8 protein-coding genes are annotated in these 5,256 nt (G+C 63.2%); 3 read left to right on the top strand and 5 right to left on the bottom strand.

Going from position 1 to position 5,256, the window contains the following annotated elements; genetic code table 11:
* Both HY852_RS17860 and folE read right to left on the bottom strand, forming a co-directional pair.
* On the bottom strand, nt 1-239 hold a 239-nt coding region (locus HY852_RS17860; protein WP_291606109.1), incomplete at its 3' end, for a phosphoribosyl-AMP cyclohydrolase.
* 29 nt (nt 240-268) lie between these two features.
* Entirely contained in the window at nt 269-964 is a 696-nt protein-coding gene (folE, locus tag HY852_RS17865; protein WP_291606110.1) for a GTP cyclohydrolase I FolE, read from the bottom strand.
* Nucleotides 965-1,196: 232 nt separating this feature from the next.
* Between folE and HY852_RS17870 the strand changes: the two genes are divergently transcribed.
* Complete coding sequence (locus tag HY852_RS17870) at nt 1,197-1,640, top strand: iron-sulfur cluster assembly scaffold protein (protein ID WP_291606111.1); 444 nt, start codon at nt 1,197-1,199, stop codon at nt 1,638-1,640.
* Between the two features lie 134 nt (nt 1,641-1,774).
* Here the strand turns inward: HY852_RS17870 and HY852_RS17875 are convergent, their stop codons facing one another.
* The gene (locus tag HY852_RS17875) at nt 1,775-2,698 is read right to left on the bottom strand and encodes a hypothetical protein (RefSeq protein ID WP_291606112.1); all 924 of its coding nucleotides are present in this window, start codon (nt 2,696-2,698) and stop codon (nt 1,775-1,777) included.
* Nucleotides 2,699-2,935: 237 nt separating this feature from the next.
* Here HY852_RS17875 and yidD point away from each other — a divergent pair, with 237 nt between their 5' ends.
* Both yidD and HY852_RS17885 read left to right on the top strand, forming a co-directional pair.
* Nucleotides 2,936-3,274 carry a membrane protein insertion efficiency factor YidD gene (gene yidD, locus HY852_RS17880; protein WP_291606113.1) on the top strand — a complete coding sequence of 113 codons (339 nt, stop codon included), beginning with the start codon at nt 2,936-2,938 and terminating at the stop codon, nt 3,272-3,274.
* 103 nt (nt 3,275-3,377) lie between these two features.
* Nucleotides 3,378-3,548, top strand: coding sequence for a hypothetical protein (locus HY852_RS17885; protein ID WP_291606114.1), 171 nt, complete (start codon nt 3,378-3,380; stop codon nt 3,546-3,548).
* 1 nt (nt 3,549) lies between these two features.
* Here HY852_RS17885 and HY852_RS17890 read toward each other — a convergent pair whose 3' ends face one another.
* Both HY852_RS17890 and HY852_RS17895 read right to left on the bottom strand, forming a co-directional pair.
* Complete coding sequence (locus HY852_RS17890; RefSeq protein WP_291606115.1) at nt 3,550-4,764, bottom strand: hypothetical protein; 1,215 nt, start codon at nt 4,762-4,764, stop codon at nt 3,550-3,552.
* A 2-nt stretch (nt 4,765-4,766) separates the two neighbouring features.
* Nucleotides 4,767-5,256 (bottom strand): amino acid permease (locus tag HY852_RS17895; RefSeq protein ID WP_291606116.1); only part of this gene is annotated, 490 nt, incomplete at its 5' end.

Here is a 5,256-nt window from a genome sequence, read left to right on the forward strand (position 1 = left end):
ACGACGCGCTGGGTCTGACCCGAAGTCTCACCTTTTCGCCATAACGCATTGCGCGAACGGCTGAAGTACCAGGCTTCACCGCTCGCGATCGTCCTGCGCAGCGCTTCTTCATTCATGTGGGCGACCATCAACACCTCGCCGCTCGCGGTGTCGGTGGCCACGCAGGTCACAAGACCGGACGCGTCGAACCTGGGCCTGAAGACCAGGCCCTCTTCATAGTCGTTGTTGCTTGCAGACATGAGCGCCCTCGCAAACTGCTAGCGCGAGGTCAGCGCTGGGATCCCCGCACCATCGAAAGGAACCGCGCCTGCTCCGCCGGATTGTCGCGGAACATGCCGGTGAAGCGGCTGGTGAAGGTCATCGCGCCGTGCTTGGCCACGCCCCGCACCGACATGCAGGTATGCTCGGCCTCGATCACAACCGCAACGCCTCTGGGCTTCAGGATCTCGTCGATCGCAGCCGCGATCTGGGCGGTCAGATGCTCCTGGGTCTGCAGCCGGCGGGCGAAGATGTCGGTCAGCCGCGCCAGCTTCGACAGGCCAACCACCCGCTCGACCGGCGTATAGGCGATGTGCGCCTTGCCGTAGAACGGCATCATGTGATGCTCGCACTGCGAGGTGAATTCGATGTCGCGGACCAGCACGAAATCGTCATAGCCGGCGGTTTCGCCAAAGGTGCGGTCGAGCACCTCGGCCGGGCATTGGTGATATCCTTGGTAGAGCTCGTCGAAAGCTTCGACCACACGGCGGGGGGTATCCAGAAGCCCCTCGCGCGCGGGGTTCTCGCCGATATAGGCGAGCAGCGTATGTACGGCCTGCTCGGCCTCGGCCCGCGACGGACGCGGTTGGTCGGCGCGGACGGCGGCTGCAAGGAATTCGGCAGGATCGAGCTCCGCAGGACGGTTATCCGGCTGCTTCGCCTCGGGAGACTTGCCTGGGCGGATGGTTTTGATCAACGCGTCCATATCAACTCCGTTCGACCGGCCCTTGCTGGGCCGGAGTGTCACCGGCAGACGGGCGGCGCACCGCCGGACGCCTGAGTCCGAAATTTCCCAGCACGATGCGGCCCCTTGACTACACTCGACCGCGGCCGCGAACAAACGGGCGGACTGTTTTTCCGCCAGTTCCGACCCTATATAGGACCGTGCACGGCGGCCGCCAAGGCTGATCCCGCCGGGAAGTCCGAGACTGCACCGCATGCTGAACGACATTTATAACAGGCGCATCATCGAGCTGGCTGGGAATATTCCGCGCCTGGGGAGGCTTCCCCACCCGGATGCCAGCGCCACTGCACATTCCAAACTGTGCGGCTCGACGGTCAAGGTCGACCTCAAGATGGACGGGGGTGTCGTGACGGACTTTGCCCACGACGTGAAGGCCTGCGCGCTGGGACAAGCCTCCTCCTCCATCATGGCCCGCCACGTCGTCGGCTCGACGGCGAGCGAACTCCGCGAGTTACGCGAGACTGTTCGCAGAATGCTCAAGGAAAACGGCACCCCGCCCGACGGAAAATGGGCCGAGATCGCCCTGCTCGAACCGGTTCGCGATTACAAGGCGCGCCACGCCTCTACCATGCTCACGTTCGACGCGGTCGTCGACGCCATCGGCCAGATCGAAACGAAGGCAAAGCAACCAGCCTGACACGGTACCAGCGCAGGCACCCCTTTCCGTCATTCCGGAGCGCGTAAGCGCCAACCCGGAATCTCGCGCCATAACTTCTGGATTACGGGTTCGTCGCTGTCGCGACGCCCCGGACTGACGAGTGGGTTTCCAGACTACTTCTGCGGAACCACTCCCGGCGCAGTGGCGCCACCGGTGGAAACGGCCTCGGCCGTCCTGGTGGACTTGCCGCCCTGCGCATCGGTCTCGGCTTCAGCTACGCCTGCCGGCAGGCGTGCCTGCACGGGCTTGGGGCCCAAATCCGCCATCGGCGTCCCAACGTTGATCTGCGGCAGCACGTCCGCGAGCACGTCCGTGGTGACGAGGTTGGTCAGCCGCAGTTCCTCATTGCTCAGTTCGTGCAGTTCTTCCCACGGCGGAACGTTCAACGCCAGCGCCAGCAGGTCCCCCGCCCCGCCCATGTCGAACGTGTATTTGGCCAGGCGCCCGATATCACGCTCCACGATCATCATGTCGTGCGCGGTGTAGCTCGCGGCTTTGGCATTCTCGGCGCGATCGCCCATCCAGATCTGGTGCACTCGCACGTGTGCAGCCTGCGGCACGTAACGCTTGTTGCCCGAGAGCAGCAGGAACACACACATCGACTCGCAATATGCTTCGGGAGCGATCCGCGGCCGACTGCCTTGCTCGCTACGATGCTGAACCGTGACGCCGACGGTGGTCCTCATGCCCAGGCTGCGGAAGCGCCGGCCAAGTGTGATGGAGTCGTTGACCGAACCGCCGCTGGAATCCAGCACGATGGTGGCGCCGCCGAGCTGACGGCCGCGCGCGAACTCCTCGAACTCCTTCGGGCTGTCCGCGGTCACGATGCCGACCGCGCTCACCCAGCCGCCGCAATTCGGCTCGCAGGCGACCCAGCGGAACTTCATCGGCATCTTGCGCGCTGCGACGGTACCGCCGGCACCCACAGATGTCGTTGAAGTCGCGAACGTCGCAATAGCGATCGGCAACGCGACACAGAGAGCGGCGGCTCCGGCCGGCAACCAACCGCGAAGATCAATCGATCTGAAGAGCTTCAAAGTGGTTCCTTCCCCCGAACCAGGATCGCGCAGGTTAACCCCACTGCACGTGCGATTCACTTTCACATGAACATCGCAAAAATGCTATCCGGGTGATTGCGTATCGTCCACAGCTACTTGCTGCAGTGCTACAAGAAACCACGCGAAATGTCGGGAAATATGGCGCATTTTTCCAATCCAACAGTTCCGCGCCCGGGAACCGCGCAATCCTGCGCACATGATTGCAGCAACGCGCACATGAAACATGCAAGTTCCGACCAGGGATCCCCGATCATCACTCTCGCGGGACGGCTGCCGCGCAATCTCGGGCGCGCGCTGATCTGGATCTACCGCCACACGTTCTCGCCGCTTGTCGGATACAACTGTCGGCACCTGCCGACCTGCTCGGTCTACGCGGACGAAGCCATCCAACGCTTCGGACTCTGGGCGGGCGGCTGGATGACGCTGGCGCGGCTCCTGCGCTGCCATCCCTTCGGGACGTCCGGCATCGACAATGTTCCGCAGGCCGCGCCGTCCGCCGCGAGGTGGTATTTGCCCTGGCGCTATGGGCGCTGGCGCGGCGTCAACTCGCCCTGAGCGCCGCGCTTCCATTTTGATATTGAGCAAATACTTCGGCGCGAAGACCTGAAATCATCCGACTGCCGTTGATTTGATGTTCTCCCTCCGGGAGGGAGCAGCGATGCGCTGGAATATCGGCTCCCACGGACACGACCCCCGCCTGATCGATCTGGTCGCGGCGGTCGCGCTCGTTGTCGCAGCGGTCGCAGGTTGGCGATATGTAACGACCCAGATCAACGCGCCGCCAAGCGCAACGGCGTTCGTCGAGCCGAGCCAGACGGTTCACTGGTGAACTAGCGCCAGAACCACGACCGCGACGGCGGTGGGATCGGCTCGGGCGGGCGCGGAGGACGCCTCGAACGTGGCGGCTTCGGCGGCGGTGGCTCGGCGGATGTCGCTTCGACCGGTCCCGTTTCCTCGAAAGGCAATCTTACCGAGAGCAACAAATTGGACTCATTCGTGCGCCATCGGTAGCCGATGCCGAAATCGATCGGCTGCGCCCGCGTGAACAGCTGGGCATATTGCTGCTGGTACCGGCCGGGAAACTCGCCGATCGGTCCGAGATAGCGTCCGAACGGGAACAACCGCCACTTGCGGGGACTGTAGTACGCAAGCGGGACGCCCGAGTCATCCTGGATGATGGTCGCGTTGTTGGCGAGCAGCCAGTCGCGTGCGACGGTGAAGTTTCCGGAATGAAGCAGATAGGACGCGCTCTTGATCAGGCTGTTGCCCGGAGCGAGGGTGTCGCAGAACTTGAGGAAGCCGCTCGATCGCGCGCCGGCGTTCGACAGGTCAGCGCTGAAATAGTACAGCGTCCTCTCCTGGCCGTCGTTGCCGGAGAAGGTGATGCGAACGCCGCGCACGGCGTTCGGGCCGGGATTTTCGCTGCCTGAATGCACCCCGCCCTTGTCGTCGAGAGCGATCAGGTTGACGTCCCTGATGGTCTTTCCCGAGCGGGCCAGAAACACGTAGAGGATCGGCAGCGTGCCGCTGACCTGGCCGGCATGCAGGTCGACCTTCATCTGCTTGGTGATGAAGAAGCTGAAGCTCAGGATCGAGCCGAGCGAGTGCTCGACGTTGTAGAGGACGGACCCGATCGCGCCGCGCGGCAGCCTCAGCAAATCGGGAACGGCACCGACCGGCTCGAGCGCGCCGAGCACGTAGGTGTTAGCCCTGGAATAGAACGCATTCGCATAGAGGAAGTCAGGCCCGCTGAAGAAGTAGAACATGGTGGGACGCGGCGCCGCGAGATTGAGATCGGCCCAGGCGCGGATCTTCGAGAGCTGGCGCTGTTCGAGCTGCGCAAAGGCACCATCGAAGAATTTTGCATGCCGCTGCCAAGCCGGATCCTTGGTCAGCGGCATCAGCGGGGAATCGGCCGCCGGCTGCATGCCGGCCAGAAAGCGTGCGGTATCGTCGGCAGTTACGGTGTTAGCCGCGCGCGCGGAGGCAGCGGCCGCCAGAAACAAGGCTGTAGCGACGGCCGCGATTTTCAGGGGGCGGAACATGTCTATTCGCGATGTGAGGGGGTGACGGAAGCAGCTCGGGCCCGCTTGCGGAAAATGGCGTAGATCAACAGGCCCGAAAGCATAATCAGCGCACCCGAGAGCGACTGCACGGGTCGCTCGGTCGCAAGATAGAACATCATGAAGGCGGTCACGACAAGGAAAACCACCGGCGTGACCGGGTATCCCCAGGCGCGATAGGGACGCGGCAGATCGGGATCGGTGATGCGCAGCTTGATGACGCCCAGAACCGTGAAGAACGAACAGAACAACAGCGAGAACTGAATGAACTCCAGCACCGCTTCGAAGCTGCGGGTGAACAGCAGGAGGTTGGACACCGCAAGCTGAAAAAGAATCGCATAGGCCGGAGCGCCGCTGACCGATTTGCGCGCGAATACCTTCAGCGCCGAGATGTCCTCCCCCATGGTCATCATCACACGCGGGCCGATCCACATCATGGCGCTGATCGAGGAGATCAGCCCGATGCAGATCATC

It is taken from the genome of Bradyrhizobium sp. (assembly GCF_016213215.1).
Taxonomy (GTDB): domain Bacteria; phylum Pseudomonadota; class Alphaproteobacteria; order Rhizobiales; family Xanthobacteraceae; genus Bradyrhizobium.